The organism is Crassaminicella profunda (assembly GCF_019884785.1).
GTDB classification, from domain to species: Bacteria; Bacillota; Clostridia; order Peptostreptococcales; family Thermotaleaceae; genus Crassaminicella; species Crassaminicella profunda.
The window spans coordinates 2,956,227-2,975,259 of record NZ_CP082326.1 but is presented as its reverse complement, the minus strand read 5'-3'; the positions used below and the strand labels follow the sequence as shown (position 1 = coordinate 2,975,259).

General features: G+C 33.1%; 19 protein-coding genes. All 19 read left to right on the top strand.

All coding sequences use genetic code 11. The annotated features are described in order from the left end of the window. Positions 1 to 32 precede the first annotated feature (32 nt). The 19 genes from K7H06_RS13940 to K7H06_RS13850 all read left to right on the top strand — a co-directional run bounded on the left by K7H06_RS13940 (position 33) and on the right by K7H06_RS13850 (position 18,934). Positions 33 to 491, top strand: a complete 459-nt coding sequence (locus tag K7H06_RS13940; protein WP_246637711.1) for a diol dehydratase small subunit — start codon at positions 33 to 35, stop codon at positions 489 to 491. A gap of 23 nt (positions 492 to 514) precedes the next feature. Further along, positions 515 to 2,341 carry a diol dehydratase reactivase subunit alpha gene (locus K7H06_RS13935; protein ID WP_223036647.1) on the top strand — a complete coding sequence of 609 codons (1,827 nt, stop codon included), beginning with the start codon at positions 515 to 517 and terminating at the stop codon, positions 2,339 to 2,341. Continuing rightward, a complete protein-coding gene (locus K7H06_RS13930; protein WP_223036646.1) occupies positions 2,338 to 2,796 on the top strand; it encodes a glycerol dehydratase reactivase beta/small subunit family protein in 459 nt (152 codons plus the stop codon). The genes K7H06_RS13935 and K7H06_RS13930 overlap by 4 nt, the downstream gene beginning before the upstream one ends. A gap of 18 nt (positions 2,797 to 2,814) precedes the next feature. Continuing rightward, on the top strand, positions 2,815 to 3,432 hold the full coding sequence (locus K7H06_RS13925) for a BMC domain-containing protein (RefSeq protein ID WP_223036645.1): 618 nt from the start codon (positions 2,815 to 2,817) through the stop codon (positions 3,430 to 3,432). After that, the gene (gene pduA, locus K7H06_RS13920; RefSeq protein WP_223036644.1) at positions 3,429 to 3,719 is read left to right on the top strand and encodes a propanediol utilization microcompartment protein PduA; all 291 of its coding nucleotides are present in this window, start codon (positions 3,429 to 3,431) and stop codon (positions 3,717 to 3,719) included. Before K7H06_RS13925 ends, pduA begins: the two co-directional genes overlap by 4 nt. 41 nt (positions 3,720 to 3,760) lie before the next feature. Beyond that, positions 3,761 to 4,414: a phosphate propanoyltransferase gene (locus tag K7H06_RS13915; RefSeq protein ID WP_223036643.1), complete on the top strand. Its 654-nt coding sequence runs from the start codon at positions 3,761 to 3,763 to the stop codon at positions 4,412 to 4,414. Positions 4,415 to 4,420: 6 nt separating this feature from the next. Then, positions 4,421 to 5,239, top strand: a complete 819-nt coding sequence (eutJ, locus tag K7H06_RS13910; protein ID WP_223036642.1) for an ethanolamine utilization protein EutJ — start codon at positions 4,421 to 4,423, stop codon at positions 5,237 to 5,239. 13 nt (positions 5,240 to 5,252) lie between these two features. After that, positions 5,253 to 6,047, top strand: coding sequence for a flavoprotein (locus tag K7H06_RS13905; protein WP_223036641.1), 795 nt, complete (start codon positions 5,253 to 5,255; stop codon positions 6,045 to 6,047). Between the two features lie 21 nt (positions 6,048 to 6,068). Beyond that, entirely contained in the window at positions 6,069 to 6,338 is a 270-nt protein-coding gene (locus K7H06_RS13900; RefSeq protein ID WP_223036640.1) for a EutN/CcmL family microcompartment protein, read from the top strand. A 13-nt stretch (positions 6,339 to 6,351) separates the two neighbouring features. Next, positions 6,352 to 7,329, top strand: a complete 978-nt coding sequence (locus K7H06_RS13895) for a cob(I)yrinic acid a,c-diamide adenosyltransferase (protein ID WP_223036639.1) — start codon at positions 6,352 to 6,354, stop codon at positions 7,327 to 7,329. Positions 7,330 to 7,391: 62 nt separating this feature from the next. Further along, positions 7,392 to 8,792 carry an aldehyde dehydrogenase family protein gene (locus K7H06_RS13890; protein ID WP_223036638.1) on the top strand — a complete coding sequence of 467 codons (1,401 nt, stop codon included), beginning with the start codon at positions 7,392 to 7,394 and terminating at the stop codon, positions 8,790 to 8,792. Positions 8,793 to 8,808: 16 nt separating this feature from the next. Then, the gene (locus K7H06_RS13885; RefSeq protein ID WP_223036637.1) at positions 8,809 to 10,152 is read left to right on the top strand and encodes a 4Fe-4S dicluster domain-containing protein; all 1,344 of its coding nucleotides are present in this window, start codon (positions 8,809 to 8,811) and stop codon (positions 10,150 to 10,152) included. A 16-nt stretch (positions 10,153 to 10,168) separates the two neighbouring features. Next, positions 10,169 to 11,017, top strand: coding sequence for a DUF7973 family transport facilitator (locus K7H06_RS13880; protein WP_246637533.1), 849 nt, complete (start codon positions 10,169 to 10,171; stop codon positions 11,015 to 11,017). A 31-nt stretch (positions 11,018 to 11,048) separates the two neighbouring features. Continuing rightward, complete coding sequence (locus K7H06_RS13875) at positions 11,049 to 11,597, top strand: BMC domain-containing protein (RefSeq protein WP_223036636.1); 549 nt, start codon at positions 11,049 to 11,051, stop codon at positions 11,595 to 11,597. Positions 11,598 to 11,699: 102 nt separating this feature from the next. Next, a complete protein-coding gene (locus K7H06_RS13870; RefSeq protein ID WP_223036635.1) occupies positions 11,700 to 12,791 on the top strand; it encodes a glycerol dehydrogenase in 1,092 nt (363 codons plus the stop codon). Positions 12,792 to 12,934: 143 nt separating this feature from the next. After that, the gene (locus K7H06_RS13865) at positions 12,935 to 13,855 is read left to right on the top strand and encodes a DnaJ C-terminal domain-containing protein (RefSeq protein ID WP_223036634.1); all 921 of its coding nucleotides are present in this window, start codon (positions 12,935 to 12,937) and stop codon (positions 13,853 to 13,855) included. 467 nt (positions 13,856 to 14,322) lie between these two features. Continuing rightward, entirely contained in the window at positions 14,323 to 15,762 is a 1,440-nt protein-coding gene (locus tag K7H06_RS13860) for a sodium:solute symporter family protein (RefSeq protein ID WP_246637708.1), read from the top strand. 130 nt (positions 15,763 to 15,892) lie between these two features. Continuing rightward, on the top strand, positions 15,893 to 16,642 hold the full coding sequence (locus tag K7H06_RS13855) for a hypothetical protein (protein WP_223036632.1): 750 nt from the start codon (positions 15,893 to 15,895) through the stop codon (positions 16,640 to 16,642). Between the two features lie 213 nt (positions 16,643 to 16,855). Further along, positions 16,856 to 18,934, top strand: coding sequence for a methyl-accepting chemotaxis protein (locus K7H06_RS13850; protein WP_223036631.1), 2,079 nt, complete (start codon positions 16,856 to 16,858; stop codon positions 18,932 to 18,934). Positions 18,935 to 19,033: the final 99 nt, after the last annotated feature.

The window sequence follows — 19,033 nt, the reverse complement described above, 5'->3', positions numbered from 1 at the left end:
TTGAACAAATTGTAAAGGAAGTAATGGCTTCTATGGGGGAAGTTCCAAAACAAACAAAGTCCAATCAGACTATTTCAAAAGTTTCCAAAGAGGATTATCCTCTTGGAACAAAAAGACCAGAACTTGTAAAAAGTCCTACCGGTAAAAGTTTAGATGAGATTACTATAGAGAAAGCCATGAACGGACAGATTCAATCAGATGATGTGAGAATTTCAGCTGAAGTTTTAGAGTATCAAGCTCAAGTAGCTGAATCTGTAGGAAGAGATGCTTTTGCAAGGAATTTAAGAAGAGCAGCTGAGCTTACAAAAATACCGGATGATAGGATTCTTGAGATCTATAATGCCTTAAGACCTTATCGTTCTACAAAGGAAGACCTTCTTCATATAGCAGAGGAACTAGAGAGTAAGTATGGTGCTAAAATAAATGGAGATTTTGTAAGAGAGGCAGCCCATGTATATCAAGAAAGAAAGAGACTTAAAGAGAATATGTAAATCAAAGGAATGGAGGAAGAACCATGAAAATTGTTGCTGGAGTGGATATTGGAAATGCAACAACGGAGGTTGCATTATCAAGGATATATGAAAATGGTGAGGTAGAATTTTTATCTAGTGCTATTGTAGATACCACAGGAATAAAAGGAACTAAGCAAAATATTCATGGTGTTGTTGCTTCCTTGAAAAAAGCATTAGATCAAGTAGAACTTAAAACCAATGATTTAGATTTGATAAGAATTAATGAAGCTGCACCTGTTATTGGAGATGTGGCCATGGAAACCATTACGGAAACGATTATTACAGAATCAACCATGATTGGTCACAATCCATCCACACCAGGTGGAGTAGGTATAGGAGTAGGAATGACCGTCAATATAAAAGATTTAGGGAGAATCAATGAATCTGAAGCATTGATTGTAATCATCTCTAAGGATGTAGACTTTGAAGATGCTGCTAAAACCATAAATGATTATGTAAAAATGGGTGGGCAGATCAAAGGAGCTATTGTACAAAGGGATGATGGGGTACTTATCAATAATAGACTCAACAAAAAAATACCTATTGTTGATGAGGTATCCCTCATTAACAAGGTGCCAAATGCTATGAAAGCTGCCATAGAGGTAGCGCCTACAGGAGGCGTAGTGGAGGTTTTATCTAATCCATATGGTATTGCTACGGTATTTGAGTTAAGTTCTGAAGAAACGAAGCAGATTGTGCCCATATCAAGAGCACTCATTGGAAATAGATCTGCAGTTGTTATTAAAACACCTAAGGGAGATGTAAAAGAAAAAAGAATTGCTGCTGGTATTATCTATGTAATTGGTAAACAAAAGAAATTAGAAGTGAATGTAGATGATGGGGCAGAAAAAATAATGGAAGTATTAAAACAAGCATCTCCTATAGAGGATGTAAAGGGGCAGGCTGGAACAAATGCAGGAGGTATGCTAGAAAGAGTAAGACAGGTAATGTCAGAGCTTACAGGACAGAATTTTACTTCTATTAAGATCCAAGATCTTTTAGCAGTAGATACATTTATACCGCAGAAAATAAGAGGCGGAATTGCAAAGGAGTTTTCCCTTGAAAATGCAGTGGGGATAGCTGCTATGGTGAAAGCTGATCGGCTTCAAATGAACATGATTGCAGAAATTTTAGAAAAGGATATGCATGTAGCTGTAGAGGTTGGAGGAGTAGAAGCAGACATGGCTATAAGAGGAGCACTGACTACTCCCGGTAGCAATAAACCTCTGGCAATACTTGATATGGGAGCAGGATCTACAGATGCATCTATTATAGATAAAGGAAATAAAATAACCTCCATTCATCTTGCCGGGGCAGGAAATATGGTGACTATGCTCATTAATTCAGAATTGGGATTGAATGATTTTGACTTAGCAGAGGATATAAAAAAATATCCCCTTGCAAAAGTAGAAAGTCTTTTTCATATAAGGCATGAAGATGGAACGGTTCAGTTTTTTGAAGATCCCCTTGATCCTAAGACTTTTGCAAAGGTAGTCATATTAAAAGAATCAGTGATGGTTCCTATATCAGGACAAAACTCTTTAGAAAGAATACAAACAGTTAGAAAGTCCGCAAAAGAAAAGGTATTTGTTACAAATGCTATTAGAGCATTAAGTATGGTAAGTCCTACTGGCAATGTTAGAGATATAGAGTTTGTTGTATTAGTAGGAGGGTCAGCGTTAGATTTTGAGGTTCCTCAATTGGTCACAGATGCATTATCAAAATATAGTATTGTTGCAGGAAGAGGCAATATACGTGGATGTGAGGGACCTAGAAATGCAGTGGCTACAGGTTTGATTCTTGCATTAAAAGAAGGTGAGAAAGTATGAGATTAAGTTATAACCAACAAAAGCCTTCTATCCATATTTACTACAATGAAAGTTTAAACAATATATCAGACTTCAAGGAAATTTTTTGGGGAATAGAAGAAGAAGGGATTCCTTATGAAATACAACTAAAAGAACATAGGGATGCAGTACAGCTTGCATATGCAGCTTGTGAACAATCAGTATTAGGTGTCGGGATTGGTGTTGATTGTGAAAGTATTATAATTCATTATATCAAGCTAAAAAAAGATAAACCCCTATATGAGATTAGTACGAGTTCGAATGATTTTTTGATGAGAACTTTAGGTGTAAATGCAGCTAGACTGGTAAAAAGAATTCCCTTTAAAAATATTGAAGATCATGAGGTTGAAGATAATATTTGTTTGAGTAAAGAGAACCTAGAGGAAGAGATAAGGACTATCGTAAAACGGATTATTGCAAGAATGAAGTTAGGGTAGCTTTAGGGAGGTGTAACTTTGTCAAAGCTCGCCTTAGGAATTATAGAAACAGTAGGATTGGCAGCTGCCATAGAAGCGGCTGATACGGCAGTTAAGTCTGCAAATATTAAAATAATTGGATATGAGTTAACAAAAGGGAATGGAATGACTACTGTTAAAATTGAGGGAACTGTTGGTGCTGTAAAAGCTGCAATACATGCAGCGGTTATTCGTGCCAGTAAAGTCAATCAAGTATGGGGAAATCTTGTTATTCCAAGACCCAGTGATGGATTAAAGATACTTATTTGTAATGATGAAACCGTTGGATTAGAAAGATATGAAGATAAAAAAGAAGATATAAATGTTGAAGCTGAACCAGAAAATGTCATGGTTTCTAATAAGGAAGATGAGGATCTTGAAAATACTGAAATAGAACATATAGAGGATCATAAGGAATTAATATTAGAAGAACTTGAAGAGGACAATGGAAATATTGAAGAAGATTATGAAGAACTTGAAATATATGAAAATGAAATTTTAGAATCAGATATATGTAATATTTGTAAAGATCCAAAATGCCCTAGAAAAAAAGGGGATCTTAGAAAAATGTGTATTCATTATGAAGAATTAAAAAAAGAAGGGAGATTTAATAAATGAATCAAGCTTTAGGGATGATTGAAACAAAAGGATTAGTAGGTTCTATTGAAGCGGCAGATGCTATGACAAAGTCAGCCAATGTAGTTTTGATTGGATATGAAAAAATAGGTTCGGGACTTGTAACGGTAATGGTTAGAGGAGATGTTGGTGCAGTAAAAGCAGCTACAGATGCAGGGGCTGCGGCAGCAGATAAAGTTGGAGAACTTGTATCTGTGCATGTGATTCCAAGGCCGCATACAGATGTAGAAAAGATATTGCCTCAGATAGAATATGATGAGCAGGAATAAATATTCGTTAATGCAATAGAAGAATTGAGGTGAGCTTTGCTATGGCTTTAAAGAATAAAGATGTGATGATAGGGGTTATTACAAGAGCAGTAGAAAACATTTTAAAGGAATATAAAGAAAGATTAGTTCCTATAGGTGTTTCGAATAGGCATGTGCATTTACGTAGGGAAGATCTTGATTTTTTATTTGGAAAAGGATATGAATTGACTAAGATAAAGGATTTAGGTCAGCCTGGACAATTTGCTGCAAATGAAACGGTAGAGATTATTGGACCAAAAGGAAGTTTTAAAAAAGTACGAATACTAGGACCTGTAAGAGATGCTACTCAAGTAGAAGTGTCTTTATCAGATGGATATCAATTAGGGATCAAGCCACTTATAAGAGAATCAGGAAAAATCGAAAATACCTCAGGGATTCTTATAAAAGGACCAAAGGGAAGTGTGGCAAAAAACTGTGGGGTTATTGCAGCACTAAGACATATACATATGACTCCTGAAATAGCGAAAGCATATGGTGTAAGGGATAAGGAAATGGTGGATGTAGAAACAAAAGGAATTAGAAGAACTGTTTTTGGAAATGTATTAGTACGAGTATCCCCAAAGTATAGCTTAGAAATGCATATAGATGTGGATGAAGCAAATTCCAGTGGCCTAAAAAATGGAGATAAGGTAAAAATTCTAAAAAATAAGGAGTAGCCACCTATGGATTTAAAAAGAGCTAATAAGAATATGAAAGAATTTGCTAGATTGATCAAAGAAAAAACATTTAATCCTTATGAAGGAGATTTAAAAGTTGGGGTGGATTTGGGAACGGCTAATATTGTTTTATCAGTTGTTGATGAAAAAGGAAATCCAGTTGCAGGAGCATCTTATGGTGCTTCTGTAGTAAAGGATGGGATTGTAGTAGATTATGTAGGAGCTGTTAGGATTGTGAATGAGTTAAAAAGTCAGGTAGAAAGTATAATAGGAACAACTCTTACCAAAGCAGCTACAGCCATTCCACCTGGAATCTTAAGTGGAAATATAAAAGCCATAGGAAATGTAGTAGAATCTGCTGAAATGGATGTAATCAATATAGTAGATGAGCCTACTGCGGCTGCAAGGGTATTAGGAATCAAAGAGGGTGCTGTAGTAGATGTAGGAGGAGGAACTACTGGAATAAGCATTTTAAAAAAAGGCAAAGTCATCTATACAGCAGATGAAGCTACAGGAGGAACACATATGAGTTTGGTATTAGCTGGGTTTCATAAGATTTCTTTTGAAGATGCTGAAAAAATAAAGAAAGATTCTAAAAAACAAAAAGAAGTATTTCAAATTATTAAGCCAGTAGTAGAAAAAATGGCTTCTATTGTAAAAAGAAATATAAATGGTTATTTTGTAGAAAAGGTATATGTAGTAGGAGGCGCTTGTTGCTTTGATGATTTTGAAAGTGTGTTTGAAAAAGAATTGGGCATTGAAACCATAAAGCCTGTAGAACCTCTATTAGTTACCCCTTTAGGGATAGCACTATATAGCAGCTAGTGAGGTGATCTGTTTGAATTTTAGAGAGATTGTTGAAGAAACAATAATAGATGTAATTATAAAGGAAATTGCGAAAGAGGTTTTATATAGATTAGAAAAAGTACCTAAAAAAGCTTTAGTCATATTTACTGGAGGGTCTATAGGCTTTCACGAAAGTATAGAGCAATTAAAGAAACTAAAAACAGATGGATGGAAGCTTAAAGTACTTTTATCTCAGAGTGCAGAACGAATTTATACAAAAGAACTTATTAAAAATATGATTGGATCTGAAATGTTAGAAATATATGGTGAAAGTAATAATAAAAAAATAAATGGTTATTTAGATATAGATAAGGTAATATTTCCTGTACTTACAATGAATACAGCAGCTAAGATTGCTTTAGGGTTAGCAGATAATTTGGTTACCAATATTGTAGCTCGTAGTGTAATGAAAAATATTCCTATTATTGCAGCAAAAAATGCTTGTGATCCTTTAAATCAAGAAAGAATGAGTATGGGGATGGGAAAAGGACCGGTAGAATACGTCAATACTATGAAGAATCATTTGAGAATCCTTGAGAGTTATGGGATAAAGCTAGTGCCTGCAAATGAGCTTTATGGTGTGATGGTAGAAAAGATAAAACAAATAATCCCTAAAAAGAATAATTCTGTGAAAAAACAGGTTGTGTATAAAAGGCGGGTATTGACGAGAGCAGAGGTTGTATCTGCCTTTAATATAAACAAAAACTTGATTGTGTCAACTGATACCATTATTACAGATGCTGCAAAGGATACAGCAAGAAGTTTAGGCGTAAAGATTAGTATTTAAGAAGGATAAGGTGGGGAAGATATGTATTTAGCAAAGGTAATCGGTGTGGTTGTAGCCACACAAAAAGATGAAACCTTAAGAGGCGAAAAAATATTATTAGTGCAACCAATTGATACAAATGAAGATCCTACAGGAAACTCTCAGGTTGTAATAGATTCAGCAGGAGCAGGTGCTGGTGAGATGGTATTAGTTGCAACGGGAAGTTCTGCAAGAAAAGCTTTTCAAAATCCCAATGCACCAATAGATGCTGCCATCGTTGGTATTGTAGATTATGTGGAAGTTACTGGCTAAGGAAGTGAAGCTTATGGCGAATGTTTATACCAAAACAGGAGATAAGGGAGAAACTGGATTAGTAGGTGGAAGTAGAGTATGGAAGGATCATCTTAGAGTCCAGTGCTATGGAACTTTAGATGAAGCAAATTCTATGATGGGTGTTGCATATTCTATTTGTAGAAATGAAGAGATCAAGAAAATATTAAAAGATATACAAAAAGAAATTTTTGTTTTAGGGGCAGAATTGGCTTCTGATGAACACGGAAAGAAGTACATAAAGGAAAAGATTGAAAAAAAACACATTCAAAATCTAGAAGAAATAATAGATCATTATACAAAGAAAATAGGGCCGCAAAAGGAATTTGTTATACCAGGAAAAACCACAGCTTCTGCTACATTGCACGTAGCTAGAACCATTGTTAGGCGTGGGGAGCGACTGGTTATTCAGTTATATAAAGAAAAGAAAATAAGAGAAGAAGTACAGCAGTATATAAATCGTTTATCAGATATGCTATTTGTATTAGCAAGAGTAGAAGAAACTAATGCTTTAATACAGGAAGTGAAGGATCGAGTCGTGAAAAAGTTAAAAGGTCATGATAGGTACGGGGGTTTAAATCTTTGTATAGCAAAGAAAATGGCAGAGGCAGCAGAAGCCAAAGCAAAATCCATGGGTGTTCCTATTGTCTTTTCCGTTGTGGATGAAGGTGGGAATTTAATACTTATTCATAGAATGGAAGATTCTCTTTTAGCGAGTATAGATATTTCTATGAATAAAGCATATACTGCGAGTTCCTTAAAGCTTCCTACTCATGAGGTTGCAAAAATATCTCAACCTGGAGAAATGCTGTATGGTATACAGAATATGGATAGAATGATTGTATTTGGTGGAGGTTATCCCTTAAAAATTGGAAAGATATTTGTTGGAGGGATGGGCGTAAGCGGAGGAAGTGTTGAAGAAGATATGATGATTGCCTCTCATGCATTAAGAGTATTTGAGATGGAAAAATAATTTACTTATAGATATACAAGAAATAGTAATGAACAAATGAACTAGAAAGGGGAGGATTTTGAATGGATATAGATGCTTCAATGATAGAAAAAATCGTGAGAAATGTGATGGAAGAAATGTTAAGGAAAAATAATCATCCTAGCAATGAAAATAAATTTGGCGTGTTTGAACATATGGATGATGCTGTAGAAGCAGCATGGATAGCGCAAAAGGAATTTGCAAGATACAGTTTAGCCAGAAGAAGTGAAATTATTTCTTCCATGAGAGAAGCGTTAAGTAAGAATGTTGAAATTTTTGCAGAAATGGGTGTAGAAGAAACTGGAATGGGTAGAGTTGAAGATAAAGTTTTAAAGCATAAGCTTGCCATAGACAAAAGCCCTGGTGTTGAAGATTTAAAATCAGAAGTAAATACAGGTGATGGTGGAATGACATTATATGAAATGTCACCTTTTGGAGTTATTGGTGCTATAGCTCCTTCTACGAATCCAACAGAAACCATTATATGTAATGGTATAGGGATGATTGCAGCAGGAAATTCTGTTGTATTTTCTCCACATCCAGGAGGGAAAAAAGTTTCTGTTTTAGCAGTAGAAATTATCAATAAGGCAATAGAGGCGGTAAATGGACCTAAAAATTTGCTAGTTACAGTAAAAGAACCAAGTATTGAAAGTACCAATATTATGCTAAAACATGAAAAGATTAATATGATTTGCGCTACAGGGGGACCTGGTATTGTAAAAATTGCATTATCTTCTGGAAAGAAAGCAATTGGTGCTGGAGCGGGAAATCCACCAGTTGTAGTTGATGAAACAGCAGATATTAAAAAAGCTGCAAAAGATATTATTGATGGATGCAGCTTTGATAATAACCTACCATGTACAGCCGAAAAAGAAGTTATTGTAGTAGATTGTGTTGCAGATGAATTAATAGAGTGTATGAGACAATATCATACTTTTGAAATAAAGGATCAAGAAACATTAGATCAATTACAAAAATTAGTTTTAACTGAAAAAGGTACAATTAACAAAGCCTTTGTTGGGAAAAATGCAGATTATATCATGAATCAAATTGGCATTCCTATTGACAAGGATGTAAAAGTTATTTTTGCAGAGGTAGATAAAGATCATCCATTTGTTATTGAAGAATTGATGATGCCAATTCTTCCTATAGTAAGAGTGAAAAACATAGATGAAGCAATTGAATTAGGAGTGAAAGTAGAGCATGGAAATAGACATACAGCCATTATGCATTCTAAAAATGTAGATCATCTAACTAGATTTGCAAGAGCTGTTCAAACGACTATTTTTGTTAAAAATGCTCCTTCCTATGCGGGAATAGGGTTTGGTGCAGAAGGACATGCAACCTTTACAATTGCAGGGCCTACTGGAGAAGGATTAACTTCTGCAAAAACTTTTACAAGGAAGAGAAGATGTGTATTATCTGAAGGATTTTCAATCAGATAGAATTGAGGGATAGAATATGGAAGAAAAATTTATTGATTTAATCAAAGAGGCTGGGATTGTCGGTGCCGGGGGCGCTGGTTTCCCAACTCATGTAAAATTAAATGCACAAGCTGAATATATAATTGTAAATGGGGCTGAATGTGAACCTCTCCTTCAAGTAGATCAGCAACTAATGGCTCAAAAAAGTGAAGAAATACTTTTAGCCTTAAATAAGATTGTTGAGGAGACAGGTGCAAAAAAAGGAATCATTGCACTAAAGGGAAAATATAAAAAAGCATTAGAAAACTTAAATAAAAAAGTGGTTAAATATGAAAACTTAGAATTGTTTACATTAGATAATTTTTATCCTGCAGGAGATGAACAAGTTACCGTATATGAAGTATTAAAGAGGATTGTGCCTGAAGGCGGTATTCCTTTAAATGTGGGTGTGATTGTAATAAATGTAGAAACGTTACTCAATGTATATAATGCTATGAATAATATTGTAGTTACAGATAAATATTTAACGATTACGGGTGCTGTAGAAAATCCTATTACTGAGAAAGTTCCCATTGGAATTTTAGTAAAAGAAGCCATTGAATTAGCTGGTGGAACTACAATTGATGAATTTGGAGTAATCGATGGTGGACCCATGATGGGAAAAGTTATTGAAGATATCCAGCAGCCCATCAAAAAAAATACAAAGGGATTAATTGTTCTTCCTAAAAATCATCCCTTATTACTATCAAAGGATAGAAGTATAGAGAGTATGTTAAGACAAGCAAGAAGTGCTTGTTGTCATTGTTCATTGTGTACAGATGTATGTCCACGAAATCTATTGGGACATAAATTATATCCAGATAAATTAATGAGACTAGCAAGCTATAGTAGTACTTGTGATGTGAATACAAAAGCAACAGATGCATTTTTGTGTAGTGAATGCGGGCTTTGTGAAAGAGTATGTATTATGGGTCTTCAACCTTGGAAGTTAAATAAATTTTTAAAAGCACAATTGAGTGGGAAGGGAATAAAAAATCCCAATAAAAACACACCAAAGGATACAAATCTTTTTAGAGAATACAGAAAATTTCCAGTCAATAAGCTAAAGTCAAGATTAGGAATAGAAAAATATGATGTGGAGGCACCTATTGTAGAAGAAGATAATAAATCCTTTAAGTGGGTTGTTATAGATTTACAACAGCATATAGGTGCAAAAGCAGAGCCCGTAGTATGTGTAGGAGATCAAGTGAGTAAAGGACAATTAATTGCAGATATTCCAGAAAATAAACTAGGGGCAAAAATCCATGCAAGTATAAATGGGATTATTAAAGATATTACTGAAAAAAGCATAGTAATTTTTAATCATAATAATGAAAACTAATTAAGGGGGAGATTATGTGATTACTATAGAGGCTATTTTAGCTGCTTTTGGAGGGGGAGTATTTGGTGCACTAATTGGTGCATTACCAGCATTTATTTTTACAGGAGTTATGGGACTGATTGGGATTGCAGTGATGGCTTGTGGAGGAAATATAGATATTGTTGGAAATGTTGCTTTTGGCACATTATTTGGACCTCATATTGCATTTGCAGGAGGTGTAGCTGCAGCTGCTTATGCAGCAAATAAAAAACATTATTTAGATAGTGGAATGGATATCCTTACACCGCTTTTAAAGACAAAAGATAGTATGGTTTTACTTGTAGGTGGAATGTTTGGAATATTGGGATATTTAATCAATTCTTTATTTGTATCTATTGGATTACCAACGGATACTCCTGGATGTACTGTTTTTATATCATGCGCAATTACAAGAATTGTATTTGGTAGTACAGGTCTCTTTGGAAAAACTGAAATTGCAGCTACATCAGAATTAGAAAAGAGAAGTTTTCTTCCAGATGCTAAAACCTTGGCATTTAATATTGTTTGGTCAGTAGGTTTAGGATTAGTCATTTCTTATATCGTTGATCTTACACAAATAAATATAATAGGATTTTGTATAAGTGCAGCTTCACTAATATTTGTACAAATGGGATTTGATTTCCCTACAACTCATCATGTCACTTTAATCGCAGGATATGCAACAATTGCTACAGGAAATATATTTATAGGTGCAGTATTTGCGGTAATAGCATGTATTATTGGTGAAATAGTCGGAAGAACATTGAATAGTTGTTGTGATACACATATTGATCCTCCAGCAACAACCATATGCTTATGTAGCTTTATTATATTTATATTTATGTAAATTTCGTACATTGTGAAAGAGGTAGAGAGTTATGAAAAAATCAATTGGACTGTTGGAATTTAAAAGTATTGCAAAGGGAATAGAAGCAACTGATCAGATGTTAAAATCTGCAAATGTTAAATTAATATTATCATCTCCATTATGTCCTGGAAAATATGTTACATTGTTGTGTGGGGATGTTGGAGCAGTAAAAAATGCTGTGAAAACAGGAGAGCATATTGGAGGACCCTTTATCATTGATAGTCATGTTATATCTAATGTACATGAAGATATATTTCCTGCACTTACTGCTACTACGGATATTGAAAAAATTTCTTCTTTAGGAATTGTTGAAACAATGTCTGCCATTACATCTATTATGGCAGGAGATATTGCTGCAAAAGCTGCCAATGTACAGCTGATAGAAGTAAGAATAGCTAGAGGTCTTGGTGGGAAAGGTTTTATATTACTTACAGGAGAAGTAGGTGCTGTTAAATCAGCAGTAAAGGCCTGTGAAAATCAATTAAAAGAAACTGGAGATATTATTAGTACGGTTGTTATAGCATCTCCAAATGAAGAGTTGATTCCTAAACTTTTATAAATAATATAAAATGAAAAATTATACTGAAAACATGGTAGAATTAACTAAATGCTATTTAAATAAACTATAAAAACATATGAAAATGAGAAGGAGGAATTTTTTATGGCAAAGATTATTATGTCTCCAAGCAAGTATATTCAAGGGAATGGTGAACTCAAAAAACTTTATGAACATACTGCTAATTTAGGGTCAACTTTTCTTATTTTAGCCACTGAAGGTGGAATGAAAAGAACAAAGCATATTATAGAAGAAAGTTTTAAAAATCAAGATAAAAACTTAGTTTTTGAAACATTCAATAAGGAATGTTCAAAAGAAGAAATTAATCGATTAATTGAAATATGTAAAGCAAATGGTTGTGACGGCGTTATTGGCATTGGGGGAGGAAAATTATTAGATACTGCAAAAGCAGTTTCATATTATCAAAAAACATCAGTAGTAATTGTGCCAACTATTGCATCTACGGATGCGCCATGTAGTGCATTATCTGTTTTATACACGCCAGAAGGTGTTTTTGATGAATATTTAGTGCTTCCTCAAAACCCTAATTTAGTATTGATGGATACAAATATTATTGCCAATGCACCTGCAAGATTATTGGTATCAGGTATGGGGGATGCTTTAGCAACTTACTTTGAAGCAAGAGCTTGTGATATTTCCAAAGCTACAAATATGGCGGGACTTCTTCCTTCAAAATCCGCTTATGCATTAGCAGAACTTTGCTATGAAACGTTGTTAGAAGATGGTCTAAAAGCAAAATTAGCTGTTGAAAATAAAGTGGTAACCCCTGCTGTTGAAAACATTATAGAAGCGAATACATATTTAAGCGGCATAGGATTTGAAAGTGGAGGACTTGCTGGCGCACATGCCATCCATAATGGATTTACAGTACTTAGTGAGTGCCATCACCTATATCATGGAGAAAAGGTAGCATTTGGAACTTTAGTACAGTTAGTAATGGAAAATTGCCCAATGGAAGAAATAGAGGAAGTAATTCTTTTCTGTATGAGCATTGGACTTCCAGTAACTTTAGGTGAAATGGGGATTAAAGAAATTAATCCTGAGAAAATGATGGAGGTTGCAAAAGCTTCTTGTGCTGAAGGAGAAACTATTTACAATATGCCTTTTGAAGTTACTCCTGAAAGTGTTTATGCAGCTATTTTAACAGCAGATGCATTAGGAAAACAATATTTATAATAAAATAAATGAAGAGCTAGCATTTTTGCTAGCTTTCTATTTTTTCCATATCAAATCTTTCCTATAAAAATTTTTTTATGATATATTATGAATAGAAGATTTTTCGCATTTTAGATTCATTAGGAAATAAGGGAGGATATACCATGGAATATAAGGATTACTATGACATATTAGGAGTAGATAAAAATGCATCTCAAGATGAAATGAAAAGAGCTTATCGAAAGCTTGCAAAAAAATATCATCCTGATGCAAATCCAAATAATAAATCAGCAGAAGAAAAATTCAAGTCCATTAACGAAGCCTATGAAGTATTAGGAGATGAGGAAAAAAGAAAAAAATATGATCAATTTGGAAGTGGTTATGATTTTCAAAATGGAGCAGACTTTGACCCATCTCAATATGGATTTGGAGGATTTGGTACCCATAGAAGTGGCAATGGAGATTATAGTGACTTTTTTGATATGATTTTTGGAAATAGTGGTTTTAATATGGGAGATCAATTTGGGGGTTTTTCAAAAAGAGGAGGATGTGGTGGATGCTCTTCAAGAAAAATGGGACAAGATGTAGAGTCGGAAATTCATATTACTCTAGAAGAAGGATATGAAGGCATACAAAAAAAGTTGTCTTCTCGAAAAGGAAATGATACAAAAACTATATCTGTAAAGATTCCAGCTGGTATACTACAAGATAAGAAGATAAAAATTGCAAAGCATGGAAGAGATGGTGGTGATTTATATCTTAAGGTAAAATTCAAATCCCATAAAGATTTCACATTAGATGGGGTGAATTTAAATACAACCATTGATTTAACTCCTTGGGAAGCAGCTTTGGGAACAGAGGTCATTGTAAAGACATTGACAGGAAAAATCAAGGTAAAAATACCAGCAGGGATACAGACAGATGGCAAAATTAAGATTGGGAAAAAAGGATATAAAGATATGAAAGGAAATATAGGAGATTTGTATATTAGAGTACGAATAATCAATCCATCTGTTTTCAAAGAAGAAGAGAGAGAATTATATGAAAGATTAAAGGAAATTTCAAATTTTAATCCAAGAGCATAAGGGCAGGAAAATATAAAAAAGTGAGTTGTTTAAGCTTAAACAACTCACTTTTTTATATATTAAATTTGGAAATAAAACCTATATAATAAAGGAAAATAAACTTAATGATTACTCATATAAAATCTTAAAACAAACAATATTCTAAATTTTTGAAAAATAATGAAAAATATGGTATAATTTGATTATAGCGCTAAATAAACGAAGATTCCTCTTATAAGCTTATGAAAACGAGGCTTTTCACTATCCTTTATGAAAGTTTTTTTTACTCTTCTTGATCATCTAATAGGAAATTATAACTCTTTAAAATCTACAGATTGTTTTATAATTTTCTTTGTATTTTTCGAAAAAGTCAACTTTAAGCATGTTTTTTCAATTGAATAATTATTTTTTGTGCTAATGGTATATAAAATACTACATAGCATTGGATTTTTATTATCTTTTTACAAGGGGGGAAAGATTTGAACAATATGACTATTTTTGATTTGATTTTGATTGGACTCTATTTGCTTGGTATGGTATGGATCGGTTTCTATTTTAAGAAAAAAGTAACAAAAACTACGGATTATTATTTAGCAGGAAGAAGTTTAAACTATTTTGTTATTATGGCTACTGTATGTGCTTCAATCATTGGTGGGGGAGCAATGATTGGACGTGGAGGGGTTACTTATAGCCAAGGAGCAGTTGCTATAATGTTGGGATTACCTTATCTTATTGGAATGTATGTTTTTTCTGGAATTTCAGGTAGAATACAAAAAATTGGAGTATTAAACGATATTACTTCTATTCCTGATTTGATGGAATATCGATTTGGGACTAAGGTGAAGTATCTTACAGCTTTCTTAATAGCATTCACTATGATGGCTACTGTAGGAACACAGATTACGGCAACAGCTACCCTTATAAAAACAATTGGTGGTTTTTCTTATGAAACGGGTGCTTGGATAGCAGTAATCATTTTTGTTTCCTATACGGCTGTTTCTGGACTATTTGGTGTTGTTTATACGGATGTAGCTCAATTTATTATATTAATGCTTTTTATGTATATATTATTACCAATTATTGCATTAGTTAAAGTAGGTGGCGTCAGTACCATGATTCAATCAGTTCCTAATGAAATGCTTTCTATCAAGCCATCTTCTGAGATTATTGGTTGGATTTTTACCAATTTGGTATTTACATTAGCAGGAGCAGAAATGTGGCAAAGAGCTTTTGCTGCTAAAAGTCCAAAGGATGCTAAACGAGGAATGATATTAGGAAATACAGTATATGCTTATACGATTATTATAACATTAGTCATTGGACTCAGTGCTTACATATTGCTTCCAAATGTGGTAAATGATTATGGTGCAGCAGATGCGGCTATTCCAGCATTGGTGATTCATTTATTACCAGTAGGGATTACAGGATTAACGATAGCATCATTATTTGCAGTTTTAATGTCTTCAGCAGATACATATTTACTCATTTCTGTTCAAACTCTTTTAAGAGATATTTTAAAACCTTTATGGCCTAATATTGAAGATAAAAAAGAGCTTTTTTATTCAAGGGTAGTTACTGTCTTATTAGGATTTGGTGCGTTAATTATTGCCCTTTATATCAGACAGGCTTATAAAGCATTAATGTTTGCTTGGACATTTTATGCAGCGTCTCTTGGTTTACCTGCCTTTGCTGCATTGTACTGGAAAAAAGCAACTAAAGAAGGAATTACAGCAGGGATTATAGTGGGGTTTGTAACGAGTATTGTGTGGAAATTAGTAGGTTCACCTTTTGGGGTAGGGGCTGCTCTTCCGGGGTCAATACTATGTGGGCTTGCTTTAATTTTAGTAACACATGCTACCTATAAAGAAGAAAATCCTACGCCTTTTCCTCATTTATCAAGTTTAGAAAAAGTAGATTGTAAAGACTAAAAATTAGATATTATATGTTTTTTAGTAGGTTATTTAAAGAAAGGTTTCCATATTATACAATTTATGATAGGATTATTCATGTATTTGAAAAAATTCAAAGAAAGAAACGTGAATAAAAAGGAGAGTATTTATGGAGACACAAGATTTTTTACAGACATTGCTACAAACATTATTGGACAGGAGTAATTTTTCTACTATTTTTAATTCTGTTATGATGGTGAATACTATTATTGCATTAGCTAGTTTGGCATTTTTCATTTTTGTTATTTTTTATGTATATGAAAATGCGCCAAAATATAATATGAATAAGTTCTTATGGGTAGCTGTTGTTCTATTTGTTCCAAAGTATATGGGGTTTATGACATATTTGATTGTAACAACCATTAAAGGAGGAGTGCATAATAATCATTTTGTATCACAGGAGCCTTTTAAAAATAAGACAAATGAGAGTAAAACCATAAATAAAAAATTTGTTTATAAAGTGCTAAGTGTATGTTTGATGATTGTTGTATTGGTTGGAGCTATTTATATTGTTGATCGAGAAAAATTAAAACCTAAAGAAGTAGAAGGACCTACAGTAGTAAAGTCACAAAAGCTTTTCAAGGACGAATATAAAGATTTTACGGGAAGTGAAGTAAAAGAAATATGGTTTGGGGAGGATGGCATTTTAGAGCTTCATTATGATTCTCAGGTGAAAAATGGTGATTTGACAATAGGAATTTATGAATATAATAATGAACCCATAGAGATCTTTGAAACGGATGAAGAAGGAGTAATCAATATACCATTAGAGAAACATAGAATATATAAGTTGATAGCAAAGGGAGTTCATACAAAAGGATATTATGATTTTTCTTGGGAATTCAACAAAAATGAGTAAAAGAATGATGAAAGTCATTCTTTTTTTAGTAAAATTTACAAAAAAATAAATAAAAAAAACAAAGGAAAGAACAAGAAAAATGTCGAATAAAGTAATGGTAGATTTTTTGAAAAATAAAGAAATTTATGCCAATTTAAAAAGGGTATTAAAGTATCTTATTACTTTAAATTTAGAAAAAATGTATGTTAATCATTTAAAGGAGGAGTTGGGAAGATGAAAAAAAATAAGAATATTTTTCACTCAATGAAAAGCAAATTAATCATTATGTTTTTGTTTATTCTTTTAATGACCACTATCCCTGTAAGTATGATTGTAAATGCAAAGGTTAAAGGGGAGATTATGGAGAATTACATACATTCTTCTACAGGACAAATTGTCCAAATTAACAATGCCATCAATATATTGTTTAAAGATATTGAGGAGAATGTTAACTATTTAGCAGAGAATGGATATGTTAAAAAAGCTGATTATACCATAACAAATTATATGGACAAAGTAGCAGAAGACGATTTAAAAATGACTCCTTCTAAAAATGGAGGGATTGAACAAACCATTTATGAAAATTTTGAACAATTTGCACAAACTCATCCTCAAACAGCTTATGTATATATGGGTACAGAATTTGGTGGATATATTCAATTGCCAGAAGGAAGTGTTAGTAAGAATTATGATTCTAGAAAAAGACCTTATTACCAAAAGGCTATGGAAAATAAAGGACATACCTCAAGAACAAATCCTTATTATTATGAACCAGATAATTCAATGGTGGTTAGTACGGTAAAAACTGTAGAAAATGAAGCTGGAGAATTAATAGGGGTTATAGGGGTAGACATGAGTTTAAAAGGCATAACAAAAATTTTCAAAAGTATAAAAATGGGAGATACAGGCTATGTCATGTTAATAGATGCTCAAGGGACAATCATAGCTGATCCTAAAAATGAAGAGAATAATTTTAAGAATATACAAAATATAGGTATTGATGGATTTAAAAACATAGTACAGATGGATTCAGATTACTTTGAAACGAATGTGAATAATGAAAGTTACATAGCTAATGTTTATACATCTCCTGAAACGGGATGGAAATTTGTTGCCATGATTACAAAAGAAGAACTAATGGCTAGTGCAAATAAAATCAGATCGATTATTATCATTTTATCTGCTATTTTTATCTTATTTGGGACAATTATGACTTGGATCTTTGCTAATAAATTCTCAAAGCCAATTGTCTTTATAGCAGAGCATTTAAAATTTGTAGCTACAGGGAATTTTACAAAAAAAATGCCAGATGAATTTGCTAGACGAAAGGATGAAACTGGGGTATTGGCAAATGCTGTAAATACCATGCAGGAGGATATGAAAAATATTATTAAAAAGGTAAAAGATTCATCTGGGTTAGTTACTACATCTGCCAATAATTTATCAGAAATATCTCAGCAATCTGCTCAAGCTACAGGAGAAATAGCACAGGCCATAGAACAAATTGCATTAAGCACAAATGATCAAGCAAAGGATACAGAAACAATAGCTGTCATGGCAACTGAACTAGGAGAAAAAATCAATGAAAGTAATCAATTGACTTATGATGTGTATGATATTTCGCAAGAAGCTAATTCCTTAGGAGAAAAAGGAATTAGTATTCTTAAAATATTAGATCATAAAATTGTCAATAATACAGAAAAAGCAAATGAAGTCAATCAAATTATAGGAAGTATTAATGAATTTGCTAATAATGCAGAATCAATTATTGCATTAATTGAGAATATATCTAATCAGACCAATCTATTAGCACTCAATGCAAGTATTGAAGCTGCTCGGGCAGGAGAAGCAGGAAAGGGATTTGCTGTTGTTGCTGATGAAATAAGAAAATTATCAGAAGAGACAACAAAAGCAACAGATCATATAAAGGATTTAATGCACAATATTCAGCAAAATTCTGGTAGAGCCGTTACTACAATGGATGAAGTAAAAGAGATTGTTCATGAACAAAATGTATCTATTCAAGAGACGGATCATATATTCCAAGTTACAATAGATGCTATGAAAAATTTAATCGAAAAAATCAATCAAGTAGCAGATCATGCAGAAAACATGAAGAAGAGCAAGGAAGAAATCATCAATGCCATTACCAATATATCTGCTGTAACAGAAGAAACATCTGCAAGTACAGAAGAAGTCTCTGCATCAACAGAAGAGCAATTGGCTTCTGTGGAAGAAATTAGTTCTCATGCGCAAAGTTTGAATAGTGTTGCAATAGCATTGCAGGAAGATATAGATAAATTTATGATCTAAAGATATAAAAGAACTTAGAGTTCATAGAGTAAAAGAATTCTAGGTTCTTTATAAAGTTAAAAATAATTGATAGATCAACGAATCTTTCATACTATAGAA